18 protein-coding genes are annotated in these 19,948 nt (G+C 38.0%); 17 read left to right on the top strand and 1 reads right to left on the bottom strand.

Annotated features, from left to right (window positions below):
• The 6 genes from ACQKOF_RS06860 to ACQKOF_RS06835 all read left to right on the top strand — a co-directional run bounded on the left by ACQKOF_RS06860 (position 1) and on the right by ACQKOF_RS06835 (position 7,642).
• Entirely contained in the window at positions 1–1,734 is a 1,734-nt protein-coding gene (locus ACQKOF_RS06860) for an ABC transporter ATP-binding protein (protein ID WP_427554857.1), read from the top strand.
• On the top strand, positions 1,731–3,542 hold the full coding sequence (locus ACQKOF_RS06855) for an ABC transporter ATP-binding protein (protein ID WP_427554855.1): 1,812 nt from the start codon (positions 1,731–1,733) through the stop codon (positions 3,540–3,542). Before ACQKOF_RS06860 ends, ACQKOF_RS06855 begins: the two co-directional genes overlap by 4 nt.
• A 116-nt stretch (positions 3,543–3,658) precedes the next feature.
• The gene (locus tag ACQKOF_RS06850; protein WP_427554853.1) at positions 3,659–4,648 is read left to right on the top strand and encodes an alpha/beta fold hydrolase; all 990 of its coding nucleotides are present in this window, start codon (positions 3,659–3,661) and stop codon (positions 4,646–4,648) included.
• Positions 4,648–5,319, top strand: a complete 672-nt coding sequence (locus ACQKOF_RS06845; RefSeq protein WP_427554851.1) for a response regulator transcription factor — start codon at positions 4,648–4,650, stop codon at positions 5,317–5,319. Before ACQKOF_RS06850 ends, ACQKOF_RS06845 begins: the two co-directional genes overlap by 1 nt.
• A complete protein-coding gene (locus ACQKOF_RS06840) occupies positions 5,316–6,308 on the top strand; it encodes a histidine kinase dimerization/phospho-acceptor domain-containing protein (RefSeq protein WP_427554849.1) in 993 nt (330 codons plus the stop codon). Before ACQKOF_RS06845 ends, ACQKOF_RS06840 begins: the two co-directional genes overlap by 4 nt.
• Before the next feature lie 233 nt (positions 6,309–6,541).
• Entirely contained in the window at positions 6,542–7,642 is a 1,101-nt protein-coding gene (locus tag ACQKOF_RS06835; RefSeq protein ID WP_427554847.1) for a lactonase family protein, read from the top strand.
• A gap of 246 nt (positions 7,643–7,888) precedes the next feature.
• On the opposite strand, the gene ACQKOF_RS06830 is transcribed toward ACQKOF_RS06835, so the two are convergent.
• Positions 7,889–8,764, bottom strand: a complete 876-nt coding sequence (locus ACQKOF_RS06830; protein WP_427554845.1) for a LysR family transcriptional regulator — start codon at positions 8,762–8,764, stop codon at positions 7,889–7,891.
• 111 nt (positions 8,765–8,875) lie between these two features.
• Here ACQKOF_RS06830 and ACQKOF_RS06825 point away from each other — a divergent pair, with 111 nt between their 5' ends.
• From ACQKOF_RS06825 to ACQKOF_RS06775, 11 genes are all read left to right on the top strand, one after another.
• Positions 8,876–10,123, top strand: coding sequence for an MFS transporter (locus ACQKOF_RS06825; protein ID WP_427554843.1), 1,248 nt, complete (start codon positions 8,876–8,878; stop codon positions 10,121–10,123).
• Between the two features lie 142 nt (positions 10,124–10,265).
• A complete protein-coding gene (locus ACQKOF_RS06820) occupies positions 10,266–11,285 on the top strand; it encodes an ATP-binding cassette domain-containing protein (RefSeq protein ID WP_427554841.1) in 1,020 nt (339 codons plus the stop codon).
• Positions 11,282–12,070: an ABC transporter permease gene (locus ACQKOF_RS06815; RefSeq protein WP_427554839.1), complete on the top strand. Its 789-nt coding sequence runs from the start codon at positions 11,282–11,284 to the stop codon at positions 12,068–12,070. The genes ACQKOF_RS06820 and ACQKOF_RS06815 overlap by 4 nt, the downstream gene beginning before the upstream one ends.
• 179 nt (positions 12,071–12,249) lie before the next feature.
• A complete protein-coding gene (locus ACQKOF_RS06810; RefSeq protein WP_427554837.1) occupies positions 12,250–12,636 on the top strand; it encodes an SRPBCC family protein in 387 nt (128 codons plus the stop codon).
• Between the two features lie 91 nt (positions 12,637–12,727).
• Positions 12,728–13,261 carry a sigma-70 family RNA polymerase sigma factor gene (locus tag ACQKOF_RS06805; RefSeq protein WP_427554835.1) on the top strand — a complete coding sequence of 178 codons (534 nt, stop codon included), beginning with the start codon at positions 12,728–12,730 and terminating at the stop codon, positions 13,259–13,261.
• Entirely contained in the window at positions 13,245–14,132 is an 888-nt protein-coding gene (locus ACQKOF_RS06800) for a hypothetical protein (RefSeq protein ID WP_427554833.1), read from the top strand. Before ACQKOF_RS06805 ends, ACQKOF_RS06800 begins: the two co-directional genes overlap by 17 nt.
• Positions 14,133–14,308: 176 nt before the next feature.
• Positions 14,309–15,025: a toast rack family protein gene (locus ACQKOF_RS06795; RefSeq protein WP_427554831.1), complete on the top strand. Its 717-nt coding sequence runs from the start codon at positions 14,309–14,311 to the stop codon at positions 15,023–15,025.
• A 214-nt stretch (positions 15,026–15,239) separates the two neighbouring features.
• Entirely contained in the window at positions 15,240–15,782 is a 543-nt protein-coding gene (locus ACQKOF_RS06790) for a sigma-70 family RNA polymerase sigma factor (protein WP_427554829.1), read from the top strand.
• A complete protein-coding gene (locus tag ACQKOF_RS06785) occupies positions 15,766–16,872 on the top strand; it encodes a DUF5643 domain-containing protein (protein ID WP_427554827.1) in 1,107 nt (368 codons plus the stop codon). The genes ACQKOF_RS06790 and ACQKOF_RS06785 overlap by 17 nt, the downstream gene beginning before the upstream one ends.
• Before the next feature lie 86 nt (positions 16,873–16,958).
• Positions 16,959–17,483 (top strand): tubby C-terminal domain-like protein, encoded by a 525-nt coding sequence (locus ACQKOF_RS06780; RefSeq protein WP_427554825.1) that lies wholly within the window; start codon positions 16,959–16,961, stop codon positions 17,481–17,483.
• A 579-nt stretch (positions 17,484–18,062) separates the two neighbouring features.
• The gene (locus tag ACQKOF_RS06775; RefSeq protein ID WP_427554823.1) at positions 18,063–19,745 is read left to right on the top strand and encodes a methyl-accepting chemotaxis protein; all 1,683 of its coding nucleotides are present in this window, start codon (positions 18,063–18,065) and stop codon (positions 19,743–19,745) included.
• Positions 19,746–19,948 lie beyond the last annotated feature (203 nt).

The following is a 19,948-nucleotide window of genomic DNA, read 5'->3' as shown; positions in this document are numbered from 1 at the left end:
ATGCAGGCAATTAAACAACTAGGAGGGTATTTAGGGCCCTATAAATTTTTCACCTTGATAGCGCCATTATTAATGGTACTAGAGGTAACGATGGATTTACTGCAGCCGACTATTATGCAGCATATGATCGATACGGGTATTGCCAATGGCGACAATCCATATGTGCTGAAAATGTTCGTATGGATGCTAATGAGTGCGATATTCGGACTTGTTGGTGGGATTGGTTGCTCCTATTATAGTTCAAAGGCAGCTATCCATTTTGCATCGGATGTTCGTCAGTCACTTTATGAAAAAATGATGACGTATTCGGCAAAGGAACGTGATGCTTTTACTACAGGGAAGCTTATTACGATTTTAACGAGCGATGTGGAAAGTGTTCAGCGCGCGTTTATGATGACATTGCGTATTTTTGTGCGTGGTCCATTACTATTTATTGGAGCCGTTATTATTGTTTTTGTGACGGCACGTGAGCTATTTTCTATACTTCTTATGATCGTACCGATATTGATTATTGCGATGTTTCTTTTCACAAAGTATTCGGGTGTTCTGTATCGTAGAGTGCAGGAGGCAATTGATGGTGTCAATACGAAGCTTCAGGAGAATTTAGCGGGGATTCGTGTCGTTAAGGCGTTCCGTCGTGAAACGCAACAGATTGAGCAATTTAGTGGGCTTAATGATACGTTAACGAAACGCTTTATTACTGCCGAGCAAATTGTTGGCGTGCTCGTGCCATTTACGATGTTCGTTGTCAATCTAGGAATTGTAGCAGCGCTTTGGCTTGGGGCTATTAAAGTAGAAGCCGGCACATTACAGGTTGGTGTAATCCTCGCGTTTATTAACTATTTAACGATTATACTAAATGGATTGATGACTTCTAGCATGGTGCTGATGCAAATTGCACGTGCTATTCCTTCAGGGGAGCGTATCGTAGACGTCTTAAATAAAGAAGTAGCGATCAAGGAAGCAGAAAATCCGCTTACATCGCCAATTCAAGGGGCGATTGACTTCCAAAATGTGAGCTATCGTTATTATGAATCGGCTGAGGATGTGCTAAAAAATATTACATTTTCGGTAAAGCCGGGACAAACGGTAGGTCTAATCGGAAAAACGGGCAGTGGAAAATCAACGTTAGTGAAGCTATTACCACGTTTATTTGACCCAACGAGTGGAGAAATACGCTTGGATGGAAAGCCTCTCAAAGATTATGTATTATCAACTTTACGTAAACATATCGGCTTTACCTCCCAAAAAGCATTACTGTTCTCAGGTGCAATTGACAACAATATCCGCCTTGGTAAAGAGGATGCAACGTCAGAGGAATTACAGCAAGCTCTAGATGCAGCATGTGCTACTGAATTTGTGGACCGACTGGATAAAGGCTTAGCACATGAACTTTCACAGGGGGCAACAAATCTGTCTGGCGGTCAAAAGCAACGATTAGCGTTAACGCGTGCACTCGTAAGACAGCCTGCCATTTTAGTGCTAGATGATACAACATCTGCTCTTGATAGCGCCTCTGAAAAACATGTCCAGCAAGCTATTAGCAATCAATATAATGATACAACGACGTTTATCGTAGCTTCTAAAATTACTTCTATTCAACAGGCGGACCTGATTCTAGTATTAGAGGATGGCGAAATTGTTGGTCAAGGTACACATCAACAGTTATTGCGAAATAATAATCACTACCAAGCAATTTACGCTTCACAGCAAAAGGCTGGTGTACAACAATGAGTAAAAGTCAACCAAAGCAAATGAATTTTGGACGTGGGCCACGTATGGCTGGGCCAGCTGAGAAAGCAAAAAATCAAAAAGCAACGATCAATCGTGTGTGGCAATATGTGAAGCAGCAAAAAATAGGACTTTATTTCTCTATCTTTTTTGTAGTAGCTTCTACATTTTTAAGTTTAGCAGGTCCGTATTTAATCGGACATATCGTTGATGAATACATTATGAAAAAGGACATTGCTGGTACGGTTCGTCTAGGTATTGTTCTAGCAGTTATTTATACAGTAGCGTCTATTTTTACGTGGCTACAAACATATGTCATGATTCATGTGGCGATGAAAACAATTCGAACATTACGACTGGAACTATTTAAAAAGCTACAAACGTTAACGCTGAGACTTTTCGATCAGCGAGCACTCGGTGATTTAATGAGCCGTGTAACGAATGATATTGATAATTTAAATACGGCACTTGCACAAAGTGTGACACAAATCGTATCGTCGGTCTTAACGGTAATCGGTGTTAGTATTGCCATGTTCTCGCTTAGCTGGCAGCTAGCAATCGTGACATTGATTATTATTCCACTCATTGTTTTTACAACGAAGCAAATTGTCAAACGTAGTAGTAAAAACTATGCGGCACGTCAACGAGATTTAGGGAAGCTGAACGGTTATATTGAAGAGATGATTACGGGTGCGGAGGTTGTAACGCTTTTTGGGACAGAACAACAAACGATTGAGACGTTCCATAAACAGAACGAAAATCTCCGTAACTCGGCACAGCGAGCAGAAATTACTTCAGGTCTACTAGGCCCAATTAATAACTTTATGAATAACTTAGGTTTAGCTGTTGTTATTGGCACAGGAGCATTGTTATCGGTAAAAGGAATCGTTTCAATTGGGGTTATCGCCGCATTTGTCACGTATACGCGTCAATTTTTCCGACCATTGAATCAGCTATCTAATCTTTTAAATACCTTGCAGTCGGCGATTGCTGGGGCAGAACGAGTCTTCGAAATTTTAGATGAACCTTCGGAAGTAGCTGATAAAAAGCATGCCATTGATTGTCAAAGTTTAAAAGGGGATGTGTCATTTCAACATGTATCCTTCAGCTATGTACCAGAGAAGCCGGTACTGAAAAATATTAGCTTCCATGCCAAGGCGGGTGAAACTATCGCACTTGTCGGTCCAACCGGATCAGGGAAAACAACGATTATCAATTTGTTAACTCGTTTTTATGATGTCGATGCAGGTGAAATTTTGATTGATGGTCATAATATCGAGGATTACAAAATGGCAACGATCCGTCAAAGAGTAGGTGTCGTACTACAGGATACGTATTTATTCTCTGGAACGATTCGTGAAAATATTCGTTTCGGTAAACTTGATGCTACAGATGAAGAGGTAGAAGAAGCGGCGAAAATCGCGAATGCCCATAACTTTATTAAATATTTACCAGCACAATACGACACACCTGTACAGGCAGGTGGAGCGAACTTGAGTCAAGGTCAACGACAATTATTGGCTATTGCCCGGGAAATTTTAGAAAATTCGGATATTTTGATTTTGGATGAGGCTACATCCAGTGTGGACACGCAAACAGAGGTCGATATTCAAAAAGGTCTTCAGCATTTAATGCAGGGCCGCACAAGCTTTGTTATTGCGCACCGCTTAAAAACAATCGAAAATGCTGACCAAATTCTTGTTATCCAACAAGGTGAGATTGTTGAACAAGGCAATCACCAGCAGCTCATGCAAAAACAAGGTATTTATAGTAATCTCCAGCAAAAACTTTTGCTAGAGCAAGTGGAATAACAGATAGAAAGCTCTCTATTAAGTATGTAAAAACTTATTAGACAGCTTTTTTATTTTCTGCAAAAAATTTATTTTTATTGTTTATCCTTTTCATTATCAACTGAGAGGGGAAATTTATGAAAAAAATGTTTAAGAAAATAGTCATCTACTTTATAGCGTTCATGCTTATTGGACTAGTGGCGATATTCAGCTATCATCGATATCAGCTTAGTAGGGAATCTGAACTTTTAGATACTAAAGGAACACTTGTAGAGGTCGATCATCAAAAAATCAATGTTTACACTGAGGGGGATGGTCAGGACACGTATGTGTTTATGGCAGGCTCAGGGATTGCGGCACCCATTTATGAAATGAAAGGGCTGTACAGTAAATTTTCTCAAGGACAGAAGATTGCAGTTATTGAAAGAGCGGGATATGGGTATAGCGATGTCTCGAAGGACGAACGAGATATTGATACAATTTTAGTACAAACGAGAGAAGCTCTTCTGAAAAGTGGAAATAAACCTCCTTATATATTAGTACCACATTCCATTTCTGGTGTTGAAGCGATTTATTGGGCACAAAAATACCCTGAAGAAATTAAGGGGATTATTGCGCTTGATATAGGTTTGCCAAGTCAATATGTGGAGCATAAAATGGGAGTAGTCGATTTATGGACTGTTAAAGGAATGAATTTGCTAACGAAAATAGGCTTACAACGCATAGTCCCTTCGAAAGTGTATAATCCTGAAGTAATGAAGCAATCGTTTTTAACTGCGGAAGAAAAAGAAATTTATAAGGCACTATCCTTTAAACAAACTTTTAATGATGATATGAAAAATGAGCTATTACAAGTGTACGAAAATAGTTTAAAATCAGAAGAGCTTCCGAAACCAAAAGACACACCGATATTATTAATAGATGCCATTGCTGAACAAAATAAAAATTCGGAATTCACGAAGTACCATCGCCAGAAATATGCAGAATTCGCCGAGCAAATTAACATAGCAGAAGTGAAAGAGTTAAGTGGTACTCATAGTATTTATTTATATAAACCTGATGAAATTTATAATCTTGCTATAGAATTTATGAAGACAAAAGTTGGTAGCAAAGAAAGGTCGAGGTAATGAAAGGATTTACGATTTTAATAGTAGAAGACGACCAAATGATTGGCGATTTGATGCAAAAAATACTACAACGTGAAGGTTACGACGTTGTATGGAAAACGGATGGACGAGAAATTATGAATCTTATCCATCAAATCGATTTAGTCATCATGGACATTATGCTTTCAGGGGAAGATGGCTATCAGCTGACAAAGAACATTAAAAGCTTAGGCTTAAATATCCCCATTATTTTTCTTTCAGCTCTTAATGATATAGAGAGTAAGCTTCAAGGGTTAACAGTTGGTGAAGACTATATGACAAAACCATTTGATCCGAGAGAGCTTCTTTTAAGAATGCAGAAAATGCTAGAACAGCAATATGGGACATTTAAGCAAATCCAGCATCTATTGATTGATATAGAGCATCGTAAATTATTTAAAAATAATATACATCATGAAATTTCATTAACAGCAATCGAACGTAAAATCTTCTTTTATTTATTTGACAACAAGGATAGGGTGTTAACGAAGGATCATTTTTTTGACTATTTATGGCCGCTTGAAGATCGAAATCAAAATATCATCAATGTTCACATCAAAAAGATCAGAACGAAAATAAATGATTCATCAGGTACCATCCTACAAAATATTTACGGAGAAGGGTATCGATTAAATACCTACATAAAGAAATGACATTAAAAACAAAATATCGATTATTATTATTTACTGCTATAGTCAGTGTTCCAATCGTATTGTTAGGAATCAGTGTGTCGATGTCTATTATTTATGAATTCGCCTTTAAAACTAGAAATAAAGGCACTCCATTCCATGAATCTTTCGCCTATCCAACGATGCTGATTGTGTTCTTCCTATCTTTATGTTTTCTAGCATTTTTATTTTCGAAATCAATCAATTCATTACTGACGAAAATTAATATGCTAAACAAAACGATTCGAGACTTAGCAAGTAATGAAAGAATACCGAGTACATTAGTTGTTAGCGGTGAGGATGAAATTGGACAGTTAATTCAGTCAGTTAATATCCTAATTGAGCGAACTACCTATCGGGAATTAGAGCTAAAACAACAGCAGGAGCAACAAAAAGAGCTACTACAAAAGCTAAGACACGACATTAATACACCGTTAACAGCGATCCGTTTACAACTATTTTATCTAGAAGATTACTATAAGGAACAACCAAAATTGGTGGAATCTTTGAATGAGCAAATTCAATATATCGCTAGCTTAACGAATGAATTTAATTTGCAGTCCTTAGATACAATGAAGAATTCTTATATCGTGTCGGAAGAAGTGCAACTCACGATACTGTTAGAAATGATGATAAAAAAGTGGAGCTATTTATATAGAATGCATAGCATTGAACTAATCTATCGTCCAGAGGTAACACATTTAACATGGACGAGTAATGAACTATGGCTACAACGAATGTTCGATAATGTGTTCCAAAACACATTGAAACATTCCAATGCTACAAAGCTCGAGATAACAATGAAAGATAATAAGATTTTTATGATTGATAACGGTATTGGCTTTGAACAAAATCGTGTAAGCGGGGGTCTTGGTTTGAAGATCATTGATGACATCGCTAGAATTCTTCAAGTGAGCTATTCACTCTATTCAAACGAGGAAGGGACATCATTTTGTTTTTCTATTTCAATCTAAAAACAACGGCTTTTTCATTTTGCCGTTGTTTTTTTATTACATCGAAAAAAGCTAGGTGTTGCTGCACATCCTTCAGCCATAGGTGCTAAAACAACTATTGGACAACTGTTTCGGCAGTGTTATTAATTAAAGATAGGTTAGTGAGATAAGTGAATAATAATACTTGTCACATTAATTTTGGGAATCGAATTCGTAAAAGAACCATATAAAACAATAAAAGGAGGAAAGTTTAAATGAACAAAAATTCCCCTGCAAGTGTAAGTATGGTTTACATGATGACGAATAATGAAGTCATGAATCAAGTCATTGCCTTTTACAGGGACACAAATGGAATGCTCGCCTTTGTGGGTGCCTATTCAACTAATGGTAGAGGTACTGGCATAAGGAAAGTCTCTGCGGCAACCCCAAACAATGGGGTCGATCCCCTTACATCACAAGGAGCATTAACCTTATCCCGTGATGGTCGTTTCCTTCTCGCGGTGAACGCAGGCAGCCATAGTATTAGCAGTTTTCTCATTAGTGACAGCGGTGCACCCGTTCTCGTGGACGTGAAGCCATCGGGAGGTGCTCAGCCTAATAGTATAGATGTGTATGGTAATCTTGTCTATGTTGCCAATGTTGGGTATGCCGCGAACAATTATGCATCGAACATCATGGGTTTTCGTATAGATGAACACGGGCGCCTTACGCCTATTGCTGGCTCCTCACGTTCTCTCAGCACTTTCAATGCCGAGCCCGCACAGGTTCTTTTCACACGTGATGGCAGTAAGCTCCTTGTAACCGAGTATACTTCAAACCGTCTTAGCGTTTTCAACGTAAATCAAAACGGTACGGTTACAGAACCAATCGTAAATGATTCTTATGGTGACGGTCCATTGGGTGCCTATTTTCTATCCTCTGGAATCCTCTTAGTTACTGAAGCAAGTTCAAATGCGTTGTCATCTTATTCAATGAGCAACGACGGGATTCTTCATGTAATCAGTGGCTCTATACCAAATGGATATAAAACCGCATGCTGGGTAATCACAACAAGAGATGAACGTTTTGCATTCATTACTAATACTCTAAGTGGCACTATTTCCACCTATCGAATCGATCCCGATGGTGCACTGTCAGTAATGGGGCATATTACCAGTACACCAATAGGTACAGTTCCAGGACTGCCTATGGATGTTGGTGTGAGCAAAGATGGACGGCATTTTTACACCCTGAACGGAAATCAGGGAACAGTCTCCGTTTTTGCGATCCAAGCGGATGGAAGTCTAGTTAGATTGCAGGTTGCTGCATGGACTCAACTCCCTTATTTTGGCTCGCAGGGGTTAGCAGTTCTTTGATTTTAAGTTGGGTGATAAATTCTAAAAGTTAGGTGATAAATAAAAGTTAGGTGATAAATAAAAAAAGTTAGGCGATAAATATTAAAAGTTGGGTGATAAATTAAAAAAGTTGGGTGATAAATATTAAAAGTTGGGTGATAAATTAAAAAAGTTGGGCGATAAATATTAAAAGTTGGGTGATAAATCTAAAAATTAGGGCGATAAACCTTGAAATTGTTCCGATAAATTGATTTGAACCCTATCGTACTAGCTTTGTTCGATAGGGTCTTCCAACAATGATTCAATAACTTGTTTTAATTGAAAGATAGAACATTGTTGACTCTCGCTCTTCTTGTAAATAAAGACAGTCTCTATTACTTTATTTAACTGTGGCAACTCGTAATAGTGAATGTTGGAGTAGTTATAAAGGTTAATTAGTTTTGTATTTAACACAGCAATTGTATTGTCTATTTGTAGGAAATCAAGGATACTACTTACCGATTTTATTTCCTTCATCGTAAATGGAACTTGATTCTTTTTTAACCACTCTGCCATCGCCCGAGTATACATACAGCCTCGGCTTAACACTAGTAGTGTGACAGGTGAACGTTTCTCAAAATCAATAGTATAAGAATTGTTCGAAATGACTTCAAATGTTTCTGTTGCAATTATGTCATAGTTTAATTCAGGGTAGTGTTTAATAGGATTACTCGTCAATGCACAATCCATTTCGGTATGATGTATTTTTTCATTTAAGGAAGTGCTAGATTCCACAGTGAAATCAACGTCTAACGGAATATCATTTGTTTGTAAGGCATTCATAATGGATGCGCCATAAATTTTAATCGTTGTATGGGAAGTGCCAAAGTTAATTTTTGTATTCGTTTGCGCCGAACCAATCTCTTGTAAAAATTCATCGTACTCCTGTGTAATAAGCTTTAAAAATTTTAAATATTGTGTCCCTACATTCGTAATCTTCAAGCCCTGCGGTGTACGTTTAAACATCTCCTGACCAATTTCAGCCTCCATCTTTTTCACTTTAGAGGTTAAGGCAGATTGAGTATAATTCGTAATTTCAGCGGATTTACTAAGATTTTGCCTCTCCAAAATTTCGATTTTTAATGCTATTTCTTCTATGTTCATGTTGTATTTCACACACCTATTAAATTTTTTGATAGCTACTATCATTATCCTCTATTTTACGCATTCATTGGGCAGGCGTAAACTTTAGATGTATAAAGTTATCCTACACAAATGAATCAGTGTAACAGCATTGGAGGAATTTTTATGAATACATATTATAAATGGATCATCGTTTTAGTGGCTACGTTGTCCCAAACTGCGGCAACTTTTGTGACGTACGGCATGGGACCAATTGCCACGTTTTATCAAATTGAATGGAATTTATCATCGCTCCAAACAGGTTTTATCGTTTCTGCCGTTAATATTGGCCCAATTTTTTCGATGATGATGTTCGGCTACTTGATGGATAAAAAAGGGGAGAAACAAATCATCGGATGGGGCTCCATTTTATTAGGATTCTCTGCTTTACTACTCATGTTGGTCAATAATTATGCAGTGTTATTATTTTTATTATTAATCGTGGGCGTATGGTACGGAAGTGCACAAACAGGGGGGAGCACCGCAATTGTGAGATGGTTCCCAGACAAACATCGTGGGTTAGCAATTGGCATTCGACAAACAGGCATCCCAATCGGTGGGGCCTTAGCATCAGTTATTCTCACATATATGTACCATCATTATAGCCTGACATCGGTACATCTTGTGCAAGGCTTAGTAGCTATTGCCGGCGGATTGCTCTTTTTACTGATCTATCAGGAGCCTAAAAAACGTGTAGAAGTAGCTGCTACCTCTATCACTTTTAAAGAGAAGCTCGAAGCTATAAAAAATAATAAGGATTTGTATCCAATCTACATTGTAGGAATTGTGATGATGACCCTACAAATGATACTTGTTGCCCATTTCATGAGTTATTTACATGAAGAAGGAGGTTATTCCTTAACAGCGGCGGGGCAATATTTAAGCCTTGTATTAATCGGTGGGATGATTGGAAGGGTAGCCATTGCTTGGATTAGCGATCAATTTTTTGCGCAGAAGCGGGAATATTTATTAATGATAGTGATGGCTAGTGCAGTTATTCTAACAGTAATATTGCCGTTCATGCTATATGCGAAAATGTTGATGCTATTATGTTGTTTCTTATTAGGCTTCGTTGCACTTGGCTGGTATTCATTGTTTATCGCTTGTGTGACAGAGCAATCGCATCCGCATTATGTTGGTCTAACTGTGAGTGCAGCCTTGACGTTGAATCAGTTTTTTATTGTTATTGCCCCTTCGTTATATGGATTTATGGTAACGACATTTTCAAGCTATCAAGTAGCGTTGGATATTGTTGCATTAGTTGTCGCTCTCGGTGCAATGAATTTATATAGGACGACCAAAAATATGAAGAGTTCAAAAACGGCCGATCAAATTCAATGAATGACTTAAATTATTCGGTTCACATTCAGTTCATAAACTTGTTGTACTATCTGTTTATAGACAATTAATAACATCTATAAAAGTGATTTTCATCTGTTTCAAGAAAAATGAAACGATGGTAATAAACGAAGGAGGAATTACAATGAGTAATGTGAATAGAATGAAAAGCTCGTTAGCGAATAGTGAGTGGGCCATTGAAGCACACGGTCTCATGAAACATTTTGGAGAAAATCGTGCTGTTGATGGTGTCGATCTAAACGTACGTGCTGGCACTATCTATGGTGTACTTGGTCCTAACGGAGCAGGAAAGACTACTACTATCAGAATGCTAGCAACCCTACTACGAGCAGATGCTGGATCGGCACGAATATTCGGTTATGACATAGTGAAAGAGCCTCACATTGTACGTCAATTAATTGGAGTCACTGGTCAGTATGCTTCTGTTGACGAGTCACTTAGTGCAACGGAAAATTTGATAATTTTCTCTCGTTTGCTAGGATTGGGACGTACAGAGGCCAGAAATAAGGCAGCTGAATTACTGGAAGAGTTCGGTTTATCAGAAGCGGCTAAACGCCCTTTGAAAAATTTCTCTGGTGGTATGCGTCGTCGCTTAGATTTGGCAGCCAGTCTTATCGCACAGCCACCATTGATTTTCTTAGATGAACCGACTACAGGGTTAGACCCTCGAACACGTAATCAAATGTGGGACACGATCCGTCGATTAGTAGATACAGGATCAACCGTCCTGTTAACGACACAGTATCTGCAAGAGGTTGATGAGCTGGCAGATCGACTTGCTGTTATTGATCATGGCCGAGTTGTTGCGGAGGGAACAGTCGATGAGCTAAAGGCATCTGTAGGTACATCATCTTTACATTTGAACATTCAAAATCCTCAGGAGATCCTAGTTGCTCGTGAAACCGTAGAACAAATACTCAAAGTAAAAACTACAGTTACACAGGACATCGGGAAGATTACGGCCCCGATGTCAAATGTTGACGCAGTTATTGATTTACTTATCGCACTTCGCCAAAAAGGAATTCAGCTTGACGAGTTAAGCGTACAAAAACCGACCTTAGATGAAGTGTTTTTGACAATTACCGGTGAGAATGTTCCCCAAGAACTCAAAGGCTCTGAGCAAGTAGAGGGGGAAAGAGTATGAAAAGTCAATTACTAAAGAAGCCGAGCTTCAATCAATCTTTAAGAAATTCGTTAACGATGGCCTATCGAGGTGTATTAAAAATTCGACGTACACCAGAGCAATTATTTGATGTAACGCTTCAACCGATTATTTTCACCCTCATGTTCACCTACATTTTTGGGGGAGCCATTTCGGGAAATGTGCAAAATTATTTGCCAGTCATCATTCCAGGGATTCTCGTGCAAACTGTCATCACTACCTCAATCGTCACAGGAGTCCAATTGCGGGAAGATATGGATAAAGGGGTGTTTGATCGATTTAAATCACTACCTATCGCACGCATTGCTCCACTGGCAGGGGCCCTATTGGCGGATACGATTCGTTATACAATTGCAACTGTACTTACTTTTACTATGGGATATATCATGGGGTATCGACCAGAAGGTGGATTAGGTTACGTTGTACTTGCGGGGCTTTTAGTTATTGTCTGTGCTTGGGCTATTAGCTGGATCTTTGCCTTCTTCGGTGTCATTGCACGTACAGCTTCGAGTGTACAGGGAATTTCCATGCTAGTACTGTTTCCACTGACATTTCTTTCTAATGCTTTTGTTCCAGCCGAGACCCTACCAAATTTCCTGCAGTGGTTTGTGAAAATTAATCCGATTTCACATCTCGTCACGGCCGTTAGAGAACTTTCAAATTCGGGATCAATAGGTTGGGATTTGTCAGCTTCACTTATTGGAGCTGCAATTGTTGTAATCATTTTTGCGCCACTAACAGTTCGTGCTTATATGCGTAGAACATAAAAAAGTCTAAAAGCGTGTTTTGATCAAGCAATTGGCAAAAACACGCTTTTTATTTTGGATTGTTGCGTAAAAGCATAGCAAAACCTAAAAACAAAGAATTAAAGCTGTAACAGTTATTGATTCCTGTAATAGGATAAAATGATAGAAAAAGACATGAATTTAGCAAACGGAGGAATGCGATGATGGATAAAGTAAAAAGTTCGATTTGGATTGATGTAAGTATTGCTACAGTTTGGCGTACTGTTACAGAGGAGCAGCTGCTGACGCAATGGTACGCCCCAGATTCAACTTGGGAAATTCCTAAATTAGAGGCTGGAGAAGAGATAATTTTCTCGATAATGCCGAATGAACATAATCAGCTTTCAGAAAAATTACCGATGGTGTTAACGATAAAAAATGTAACGCCAAATCGAGAGTTTTCGTTTTACTTAGGTATAGAAGAAACACTGATCGCTATCAGATTAGAGGAAGAACAAAATGGCACCACGGTCACTTTTAATACGAGCGGCTACGAGGCTTCTCTCGCTAACTTAAAAGCTTTAGTTGAGGGAAATAAAACTCTTTAACATATAAGTTTCATGAAAAATTTGATTTTTTCATGAAACTTTTTCGTTGTTCATCAGTCTAACTGTAAATGCTTTTGAGGGGGCGAGCAAAATGTTAAAAGAACAGAAGGACGCTCACTTAACTAGAGCTATGACAATGTACGGAGATTATTTATTACGAGTTTGCTATACATATGTACAAGATTGGACAGTGGCCGAGGATTTGGTACAAGACACATTTGTTAAATACTATGAGAAAATGGAGCAATTTCGTGAAGAAGCTTCCATCAAAACATATTTATATCGAATTGCGATTAACAATTGTCATAGTTATCTTTCAAGCTGGCGTTATAAAAAAATACAAGTCATTGATTATTGGAGCAAATTAAAGAGCCTTTCCAATAATCCTGAAAAAGAAGTATTGATGGGAGAGACGGATGCATTACTAGTGGCATCGATTGAAAAACTCCCGACGAAATACAAAGATGTACTACTACTATTTCACTTTGCAGAGTTTTCCATAAAGGACGTTGCAGAACTGCTAAAGCTACCAGAAAATACGGTCAAAACACGATTAAGGCGAGCGCGTCAAATGGTTGGCATCACGCTATTGGAGGAGGGATTCGAATATGGATCAGATTCGTAATGCCATCAATAATATGTATAAGGAAGGTAAATTCTCTCATGAAAGTCATGTAAAAACGTTTCAAAAAATCAATCAAAAAACGAAGAGGCGAACACCGTCGTTAACGCCAATTATCCTAACAGTAGTCGTATCAGGATGTCTGTTAATCGGTTTAAAGCTAATGCTATTCCAAACTGATTTCCAATCAACGACGTCGGCAATTATCGATTCAAATCTTTATCCAGAAACGTCTGGGATGGTTAAAGACTATGGCGTATTAAAGCGACCTTGGATGGTAGTAGGATTAGTTAGTACGGTCTTCTTATTTATTTTTGCATTACTTGCTTTCATGAAAAAATGGTTTTGGCGAGTGCTACTATGTATCGTCATTATTATTGCCATTTTAGGAAATATGTCTGAACGAATTGGCTATCGCGTTTACGTACAAAATGAAGCGGAAATTCAAAATGCTATAAAATGGGGACCATTCCATCCTAATACTGTTAAAATGAATGATACAATAACGATACATCAGTATAGAATTGGCTATTTTTCGGAGAATGGCTTTCAAGGTATTTCAATTTTCAAGCATGATGGAAAAGGCTACGCACTGGATCAAAATATCCAGAGTGGAGTAGATACTATGGATGCCATTTATTTGAAAGACATCCACCACATTATTATTCCATTAATTGGAAATCGTAACGTTGAAAAATTAATAATAAACACTGGGGCAGAGCGTATTGAGAAAGCAGTTGATTCGAATGATGCGCAATTAATATCAGTGTCTCTAAAATCAGAAATAGCTACTTCTCAATTGGTAATACATGCATTGGATCATGAAGGAAATACTTCTATTCTCTATAATGCTTCACGTATTTTCACCTATTAACAGCTACCCCGTATGAATATGATGTTTTCATACGGGGTTCATTTTTGACATATCAATGGATGAGTGCTCACTACGTCTTAGGTCTTAGAAGATTATAAAGCGGAGGGTCGTTTTTATAAATGAAAATTCCTATATAATGAATTTATTGGAATATTATATAGCGGGAGGAAATTACATTGAAAAAATTTATGGGACTTGGTTTGGTTATAGGCGCCACTTTAATTGCGATATCGGGGTGCAACTCAGTCATGCCAGGTAAAACCAAAGATGAAACGATCCTAGTCGAAAAGGATAAAGCAGAAAAGTTGGATGTTGAATTACAACTTGGTATTGGAGAGATAACAGTTAAAAAGGGTGCTAAGGATTGGGTTGAAGGTACGGCTCAATACAATATTGATAAACTAGCACCAAAAGTAAAATATGACTTGCGCGGCAAAACAGGAAAAGTATCGATTGAACATAAAGGTTCTGCTAGCGTACGTATTGGGAAAATAAAAAATATATGGGATATTAAACTGAATGAAGATATTCCAATGGATCTCTCCATCGAAACGGGCGCATCGGATGCAGAGTTAGACTTACAAGGGTTGCAGCTAGAAAAATTAAATATTGACACGGGTGTTGGCGATCTCAAAGTGAATTTAGGTGGTGATTGGAAAAAAAGCTTCGAAACGAATATTGAAACAGGTGTTGGGCAAACTACTGTCATTTTACCATCAGAAGTTGGGGTAAAGCTTACGACGGAAGAAGGCATCGGCACTTCAAATATAGAAGGCCTCATTTCTAAAGGCAAAGGGGTTTATGTAAACGAAGCGTACGATAAAGCAGATGTAAAAATAGAGGTCAACTCAGAAATCGGAGTTGGCGACGTTACTTTTAAATTGGATAAATAAAGAAAAATTTAGTAGGCTACTTTAAGTGAAGTAGTCTACTTTTTTGATTCCATAATATTAGTTGCGCTATACATACATCGAAATAGAGTGGTGGATAGGAACGCCGAAGTGGGATTCTTCCAACAATTGAAAAGAACGATTTTTAAAGGAATTTTATCAAAGTGAAACCTTTTGATAGGGTTATTTACTCTAAGTATTGAAAGGAGGAAACAGCATGGAACATGACTTATCGATCGTCAAACAGGCTATTGCAGGGAATAAGGAAGCATTTGAGCAGTTACTCATTCTAGAGGAAGAAAAATTGTTTTATACTGCGCTTTCTTATGTTGGCCAAAAAGAGGATGCGTTGGATGCTATTCAAGAAGCAGCATGTAAAGCCTATCTAACCGTTCATCAGCTAAAGCATCCGGAATTTTTCTCCACATGGCTGTTTCGCATTTTAATACATGAATGTTATCGGGTGCTAAAAAAAGGGCAGAAAATCATTCCTTTTGAAGAAAGTGAATTATTAAATCGTTTACAGGAGCAAGAAAATGTTATGGCGAATCCAATCGATTTATCGGATGCTATACAGCTTTTGAATCATTCTCAGCAAATGGCCATCATTTTATTTTATTATCACGATTTACCGATTAAAGAAATTTCAGAAGTAATGGAAAAGCCAATTAGCACGATTAAAACGTATTTGCATCGTGGGAAAAAACAGTTAAAGCGAGAATTAGAAAGGAGTGCAACGTTCAATGAAAAAGTCATTTAATGAAAACGGACCCCTTCCAGAATTCCCTAGAGATGAGGTGCGAGCAGCAATTACCAAAGGAATACAGCAAGCAGAGGAGCAAATAAATATGACTCAAACACCTGTACAAATGAAAAGAAAAAGCAAACGTAAACCATTATTATATGTAGCAAGTACGGCAGCCGCATTTAGTATTATGATAGGTTCTGCCGCATATGTATCGCCAACTTTCGCAAGCACATTATCACAGCTACCAATTGTCGGTTCGGTATTCGGTAACTCTGGTTTACCTGGGTTAAAACAGGCAAGTGAACAAGGGTTAACGAGCACTATTGGAGAAAAACATACAATTAATGGTATTTCAGTAACGGTAGATGAAGTCCTTTATGACGAATCTAATATTACGGTAGGATTTACAATTGATTCTGAAAAGGAATTAAGTAATGAATACTTTGGTGCAGGGCTTGATTTCACTATAAATGGTAAAAATCCTGAGGCGAGTTCTGGTTCCTATGGTGAAAAAGTTTTAAGTCCTACAGTTCGTACAGGTATCGCGACATTTGATGTGAAGGACAACATGCCAGATTCCTTTGAAATGGGCTTAGTGCTGGAAGGCAAAGGAGGGGAAAAATGGGATTTCAAAGTGCCAGTTAAAAAAATTACGGATATTGTTTATGTTCCTGTCAACCATCAGCAACAAGCAGAGGGCATTCAACTGGATGTGTCCAAAATTTCATTCAGCCCATCAGGTATCGCACTTGACTATAAAGCTACTGAAAAGGGCTCAATTGATAATTCACAAGTAGGTGCATCGTTTATAGAATTCCATATTACCGATCAGAATGGCAAGGAAATTACATCGCATTCAGGTGGCGGAGAAGGTCATTTCGATAATGATGTATGGAACTTTAGTAGTACCAAGTCCTTTGATCCGATTTCAGACGATGTTCAAAAATTAACGATTACCCCATATTTAATGCTTCCTTCAGGCGGAGGTGGCGTACAAATTGATAAAGATGGTGTTGAAACAAAAATACCTTTCGATAAGTCATCCCTAAAAGAAGTGAAGTTCCAAGCATTTACAGTCGAAGTACCTAAGCAAACTAAATAAACATTTCAGCGCCAAATACAACCTTTGTATTTGGCGCTTATTTTATGTTAGTTTATAGGAAGCAACTGAATGAAGGAGCGAACGGATTGAAGATTTATACATATAAACAACCAGCTGCCATTGAGTCAACAGAGTCAGTCGCAATTTTAAATGAAGCAGGCGAAGTATCGTCTACTGTTCAACGTGTTTATTCGAATGGATTGAAAAAGGCGTTTGACCGCACAATGGATTATCGCTATTTTGTACGTTTCGATGTCAGTGATGTCACTGGTCAGCCACTTTTCACATGTAAAAAGGTGTCGCGTCGTGGCCGAGTGCATTTTAAAGGGAAGGATTTCGTCACTGGCAAAGAGTATATGATTGCCTATGATGGCTGGCAAATTATGATTCCTGATTTAATCATTACGGATGACGTCCAAAAAATAAATCTGAACAAGGAAATGGAGGACTGGTCCGTATTTTCTCTTGACGATCAACCGATTGCACGCTGGCAGGCTGTCTTTTGTGAGACGCATTTTGAGATTACCCTGCAAATTGAAGACAACAGCCCAATACAGCATGAAGCTTTTTTTATTTCGATTGGACAGGCTGTGTTGTTTGTAGGAGCGTAAGATGTCGATAAATTTGAAAAAGTGTCCGATAAACTGAAAAAGTTGGGCGATAAATCAATAAAGTTGAGCGATAAAACTAAAATATAGCGCGATAAATTAAAACAGACCCTCTGCTACTTAACTTAAGAGGGTCTGTTTTCATACATGGATTCGTAAAAAAGACAAAAAACAACTTATCTATAGTCGATACATAAAACACTTTGTTGACATCAGGAGAGGGAGCTGCACAGTTTATCTGAGATGGAATGGAATTACATTTCACACTTTGACAGTAAAACAATAGGAGATTCTTTAACCATGGGATTAATATTAAAATAGAAGGAACAGCCTGGTTTTATGACTGTTCCTTTTTTATGTGTGTCAAAAGTATCGTTTTTGGTTTTTAGGTAGTCCATCTGATTTATTTTCTGGATTGTATAATCTGCTATAAATTACATAAAAATTAGCTAGTTATTTCATTTAATGTAGAAAAAATTCCCGATACATCCAAGTTCTTCATTAAAATGGTAGATTACTAATGGTATTCAAATTATGACAAAGCACATTTAGGTTTGCATTGAAAAATAAGGAGAATTTGAAATGAATTTTAAGTCAATTAGTAAAAGAATCGTTTTTTCCTTCAGCATTGTAGTAGCAGTAGTGGTTTTATACATTGGTTACAATTTTTATGCAGTCCAGCAAAGCAACAACACAACGGAACAAATTATTGATGAAGAAATGCAATTACTAATTACAGATTATGAGGAAGCCCAGACCATTGGGCTAAGAATTGCGGCAGCTAGAGGATATGTACTTTCTGGTGATGAAAAGTATAAGAAAATTTTTGAAGATAATGTCAAGCGTGCTGATGAGAATGAGAAACAACGTTTAGCAATATCAGAGACAGGTGATTTCAACAAATTTGCGGAAATGGCTAAAGAATGGAGCAGTTATGTTGAAAAAGAAGTATTTACTGTTTATGATCAAGGGCAGATCGACCAAGCAATAAAAAATTTAGCAACTATGAGTGATGAGGCTACGGAAATACGTGAAGGCTTTGAGGGGTTAGCAGAGCATCGTAAGCAATCGATTAATGCGACTGGTGCAGACATTGTCAGCGCAGGCGAGACTAAGCAGCTTACAGGTATAATCGTCGGTGTTGTAATTGTTATTGTTTCCATCATGATTGCATTGTTAAGTGCTCGTATCATTTCAAGACCAATCATCGCTGTGACAAATCGTATGCAACGAATTACTGAAGGTGATTTAAGTGAGCCTGCACTTGTTGTGAAATCAAAAGATGAAGTAGGGCAGCTTACAGAAGCGACAAATACGATGTCCGATATTTTGAACCGTTTATTAAAGCAAATTCAAACAGTCTCCAATGACGTAGCTGCGCATAGTGAAGAGCTCATGCAATCAGCGACAGAGGTAAAAACTGGTACGGAACAAATTGTCGACACAGTCACTGAAATCGCAAGTGGCACAGAAGTGCAGGCAAGTAATGCATCAGATGTAGCGACAACAATGACAGATTTCACCTTAAAGATGACAGATGTCAATAATAGCAGTACGGATGTTCAGCAATATTCCCAAAATGTCATGGCTTTAACGAAAGAGGGCCAAGGTTTAATGGACGCATCTACGGAGCAAATGGCATCCATTCATCATATTGTGAAGGATGCTGTATATAAGGTAGACGAACTAAGTAAACAAACACAGGAAATTTCTAAAATCGTGGCAGTGATTCAGGAAATTGCCGCACAAACGAATTTACTGGCGCTTAATGCAGCTATCGAGGCGGCCCGAGCAGGGGAGCATGGTAAAGGATTTGCGGTCGTTGCAGATGAGGTTCGTAAACTTGCTGAACAAGTAGCCGTCTCAGTGGACGATATCACGGGTATTGTACAAAAAATCCAACAAGAATCTAACATGGTGACATCTTCACTGGAAAACGGCTATCAAGAGGTTGAAAAAGGCTCAACTCAAATTGCCTCTACAAATGAAACATTCGGCCACATTGCAGAGGCAGTTTACTCGATGTCAACAAACATTGATAGCATGAAGGCAAAGCTAGATGACGTAGTCCAAAACACTGTCAATATTCATAAATCAGTGGACGAAATTGCTGCTGTATCAGAACAATCCGCTGCAGGCATACAAGAAACTTCTGCAACGATCGAACAAGCAGCCAGCTCTATGGATGAAATCAAAAACAGTTCAGCCAATTTAGCGGACATGGCAGAGAAACTCAACGACCTCGTTGGGAAATTTAAATTGTAATGAAGTCAGTTGGAATTCTGAACTATGCGGAATATAGTAAGTGCAATTAGTAAATGCTACACTGAAAATTGAAAATCTGTTAAACCAGCAATTGACGAGAGAATCGTTTAATTGCTGGTTTTTTATTATGTGGTTTAGATGGGAGGATGAAATAAAGGCTATAAATATACCTTTCTCAAAATAATATTGTCTTTGCACTAAAT

Source organism: Lysinibacillus sp. NPDC093190 (genome assembly GCF_050280425.1).
Taxonomy (GTDB): Bacteria; Bacillota; Bacilli; order Bacillales_A; family Planococcaceae; genus Lysinibacillus.
This window is presented reverse-complemented; position numbering and strand designations above follow the sequence as displayed.

Coding starts and splice junctions, on each gene's coding strand:
- ACQKOF_RS06830 (WP_427554845.1), bottom strand. CDS start 8,764: ATGAACATAGAAGAAATAGCATTAAAAATCGAAATTTTGGAGAGGCAA.
- ACQKOF_RS06800 (WP_427554833.1), top strand. CDS start 13,245: ATGGATCAGATTCGTAATGCCATCAATAATATGTATAAGGAAGGTAAA.
- ACQKOF_RS06860 (WP_427554857.1), top strand. CDS start 1: ATGCAGGCAATTAAACAACTAGGAGGGTATTTAGGGCCCTATAAATTT.
- ACQKOF_RS06825 (WP_427554843.1), top strand. CDS start 8,876: ATGAATCAGTGTAACAGCATTGGAGGAATTTTTATGAATACATATTAT.
- ACQKOF_RS06815 (WP_427554839.1), top strand. CDS start 11,282: ATGAAAAGTCAATTACTAAAGAAGCCGAGCTTCAATCAATCTTTAAGA.
- ACQKOF_RS06820 (WP_427554841.1), top strand. CDS start 10,266: ATGAGTAATGTGAATAGAATGAAAAGCTCGTTAGCGAATAGTGAGTGG.
- ACQKOF_RS06855 (WP_427554855.1), top strand. CDS start 1,731: ATGAGTAAAAGTCAACCAAAGCAAATGAATTTTGGACGTGGGCCACGT.
- ACQKOF_RS06850 (WP_427554853.1), top strand. CDS start 3,659: ATGAAAAAAATGTTTAAGAAAATAGTCATCTACTTTATAGCGTTCATG.
- ACQKOF_RS06840 (WP_427554849.1), top strand. CDS start 5,316: ATGACATTAAAAACAAAATATCGATTATTATTATTTACTGCTATAGTC.
- ACQKOF_RS06775 (WP_427554823.1), top strand. CDS start 18,063: ATGAATTTTAAGTCAATTAGTAAAAGAATCGTTTTTTCCTTCAGCATT.
- ACQKOF_RS06810 (WP_427554837.1), top strand. CDS start 12,250: ATGATGGATAAAGTAAAAAGTTCGATTTGGATTGATGTAAGTATTGCT.
- ACQKOF_RS06845 (WP_427554851.1), top strand. CDS start 4,648: ATGAAAGGATTTACGATTTTAATAGTAGAAGACGACCAAATGATTGGC.
- ACQKOF_RS06790 (WP_427554829.1), top strand. CDS start 15,240: ATGGAACATGACTTATCGATCGTCAAACAGGCTATTGCAGGGAATAAG.
- ACQKOF_RS06785 (WP_427554827.1), top strand. CDS start 15,766: ATGAAAAAGTCATTTAATGAAAACGGACCCCTTCCAGAATTCCCTAGA.
- ACQKOF_RS06805 (WP_427554835.1), top strand. CDS start 12,728: ATGTTAAAAGAACAGAAGGACGCTCACTTAACTAGAGCTATGACAATG.
- ACQKOF_RS06835 (WP_427554847.1), top strand. CDS start 6,542: ATGAACAAAAATTCCCCTGCAAGTGTAAGTATGGTTTACATGATGACG.